The organism is Bradyrhizobium sp. SHOUNA76 (assembly GCF_023006445.1).
In the GTDB taxonomy this organism is placed as follows: domain Bacteria; phylum Pseudomonadota; class Alphaproteobacteria; order Rhizobiales; family Xanthobacteraceae; genus Bradyrhizobium.
Window position 1 is genome coordinate 1 of record NZ_JALBHA010000632.1, and the last position, 3,117, is coordinate 3,117.

3 protein-coding genes and 1 pseudogene are annotated in these 3,117 nt (G+C 63.5%); all 4 read right to left on the reverse strand.

What is annotated here, in order from left to right:
* A partial coding sequence (locus MOV74_RS34740; RefSeq protein WP_246931530.1) for an AAA family ATPase occupies positions 1-462 on the reverse strand: 462 nt, incomplete at its 3' end.
* A 13-nt stretch (positions 463-475) separates the two neighbouring features.
* Positions 476-1,366: an outer membrane protein assembly factor BamD gene (locus tag MOV74_RS34745; protein ID WP_246931532.1), complete on the reverse strand. Its 891-nt coding sequence runs from the start codon at positions 1,364-1,366 to the stop codon at positions 476-478.
* 244 nt (positions 1,367-1,610) lie between these two features.
* On the reverse strand, positions 1,611-2,573 hold the full coding sequence (gene lpxC / locus MOV74_RS34750) for a UDP-3-O-acyl-N-acetylglucosamine deacetylase (protein ID WP_246931534.1): 963 nt from the start codon (positions 2,571-2,573) through the stop codon (positions 1,611-1,613).
* 361 nt (positions 2,574-2,934) lie between these two features.
* Positions 2,935-3,117, reverse strand: a pseudogene (locus tag MOV74_RS34755) (cell division protein FtsZ); the annotation flags it as partial.

The following is a 3,117-nucleotide window of genomic DNA, read 5'->3' on the forward strand; positions in this document are numbered from 1 at the left end:
CTTCTCCAGGCCGGCGAAGGCATCGAGCAGGCGGCGGTGGGTGGCGGCATCGACCAGCGCGCGCTCGTCGTGCTGGCCGTGGATCTCGACCAGGGCGGCACCGACCGCCTTCAGCGTCTGCACGCTGATCGACTGGTCGTTGATGAAGGCGCGGGTGCGGCCGTCGGCGAGCTGCACGCGGCGGAGAATCATCTCGCCGGTGTCCTCCAGACCGTTCTCGGCGAGGATCTTCGTCGCTGGGTGATTCTTGGGGATATCGAACATGGCAGTGACCTGCCCCTGCTCCGCGCCGTGGCGCACGAGGCCGGCATCGCCGCGGCCGCCGAGCGCCAGCGCAAAGGCATCGAGCAGGATGGATTTGCCCGCACCGGTCTCGCCGGTCAAAACCGCAAGGCCGGTGGCGAATTCGATATCGAGCCGTTCGATCAGGACGATGTCACGGATCGACAGACGCGCCAGCATGGAACCAAATTTCCTAGCCGAGACCCATCTTCTTGAAGGTCCGGCTGATCCAAGACCCCTGATTCTCGCTCGGTTCGAGACCGCCGGATTTTACAAGATTATAGGCGTCCTTGTACCAGCGACTGTCAGGAAAATTGTGCCCAAGCACGGCCGCCGCGGTCTGCGCCTCGCCGACGATGCCGATCGCCAAATAGGCCTCGGTGAGCCGGAACAGCGCCTCCTCGACATGGCGGGTGGTCTGGTACTGCGTGACGACGGTTTTGTAGCGGTTGATCGCCGCCGTGTAGTCGCGCTTCTGTGCGTAGTAGCGGCCGACATTCATTTCCTTGCCGGCGAGCTGGTCGCGCGCACCCTCGATCTTGGCCTTGGCCGACGTCGCATATTCCGAGTTGGGATATTTGCGCACCACCTCTTCCAGAGCGGCGATCGCCTTCTCGGTGCGGGCCTGGTCGCGGCTGATGTCCGGGATCTGGTCGTAATGGGAGGCCGCGATCAGATATTGCGCATAGGCCGCATCCGGGCTGCCGGGATGCAGCGTGACGTAGCGGGTGGCGGCGCCGATGCAGCCGTCGAAGTCGCCGCCCTGGTAGGACGCATAGGCCGACATCAGCAGCGATTTGCGGGCCCATTCGGAATAAGGATGCTGGCGGTCGACCTCTTCGAACTTCCTGTTCGCCGCCTTCATGTCCTTCTTCTCGTTCATGAGGTACAGGCCCTCATTGTAGATCTTGTCGGCGGGCTCCTCGACGAAAGTGTCGTCCTTGGCAGTGAACTTGTCCCAGAGCGAGCCGGTGCCGCAGCCGGCGAGCGGCAACGCGAGCATGATGAAGGTGACGGCCTGAAGCGGCCCACGGGCTCGCGGCGAGACCGAGAAATATCCGCGCGTCATACGCTGTGCCGACATGAGTTTAAGCCCTGACGCCCTGTGATGCGGTGCCCGCCAGCCCATGAACCCCGTCATGGGCGCGAAATGTAACCGTGGTGCCTGCCATGCGACCACGCCGATGTATCCGAAAAGCGATCTTTAACCAACCGGATAGGCAGGCATTTCGCCCGGATTAAGGCGAACGCGCCGCAATCCTAGCCGATCATGGTTACCGGGAGTTTCCCGGGGTAAGCCGCGGCCAGGGCCTGCGACAGCAGGGCCGTCAGGACACGTCGGGCCCGTAGGCCGCAGCAATCCGGCCCCCGACGATACCGCGACCGACTTCGCCCTGGGGACGCGTGGTGCGGCGGGCCGCCTCGCCCTCGACCACCCGCCAGGCGGTACGGTCGGCGAGCAACGCGGTCAGGACGGCGTGGTTGAGCTTGTGGCCGCCACGCACCGAGCGGTAGGCGCCAAGCAGCGGCAGGCCGGCCAGCGAGAGATCGCCGATCACGTCCAGCACCTTGTGGCGGGCGCATTCATCGGCGTAGCGCAGGCCCTCGGTGTTGAGCAGCCGCTCGTCGTCGAACACGACGGTGTTGTCGAAGGAGGCGCCGAGGGCATAACCCGCGCTCCAGAGCCGCGCAACGTCGGACATCAGACCGAAGGTCCGGGCCCGGCCGACTTCGCGGCGGAAACGTTCCGGATTGAGGTCGAAAGCGTAAGCCTGCTGGCCGATGACGGGATTGGTGAAGTCGATCTCGACCTCGACGGAGAACCCATTGGCGTAGGGCCTGATCTCGCCGAAGGAGTCGCCGATCTTGACCGAGATCGGCTTCAAAACCTGAATGAAGCGGCGCTGTGCCGGTTGGGTCACGATACCGGCCTGGTCGATCGCCGCAATGAAGGCCGCAGCGCTGCCGTCCATGATCGGCACTTCCGGACCGTCGATCTCGATCGTGGCGTTGTCGACACCCATGCCCCGCAGTGCAGCAAGCACGTGCTCGGCAGTGGAGACCAGCGGACCGTTGCGATCGCCGAGAACGGTGGCGAAGTCGGTCGCGATCACCTGGTCAGCGGTCGCCTGAACTTCGCGATCACTTCCCTCAAGGCCCGTCCGGACAAAAATAAAGCCCGCGTCGACAGGCGCAGGCCCAAGCGTGAGGGTGACGGGAAGACCGGAATGAACGCCCACGCCTGCCACAGAGGCTTGCGCACGAAGCGTTGTTTGCCGGCTAAATTTCATCAGGAACCCGCCCCACTACGACCCACTGCGACTTATACTAGACCCACTTGGCCGGCCAGTGCCGGCGCCGCGAATCCGTATCCCCAAGTCACGGCAAACCATAGTCACTGCCTCAAACAGCGCCAACTCACGCTTTTTTACCGATTGTTACCCCAAACCTGCCGTATTCGCGCCAAGGCTTAACCAAATTGCGCCGAGGTTTTGGGCCGCTGCCGGCAATTCTACTGAACACCCGAACACGTAATTAATGATTTAAAATCAGTTGCTTGACTGCGCAATCCGGGTATGCACGGGACAAAAGGAAAGGTCCCGGCAAGCTTGTTGCCGGGACCTTTTTTCGTCTGCCTTATTGTAACAATCCTCAGGTCGCCTGCCGCCGCAGGAAGGCCGGGATATCAAGATGGTCGTCGCCCTGTGGCGCCGGCGCAACAGGCGCGGGACGGCCATGCATGTCCAGGCCCTGCGGCGCGGGCCGGCGGGCATACTCGGATACCGGTTCGCTCGATGCGATCTGCTGCGCCACGGTCTTCTGCTGCCGGCGCTC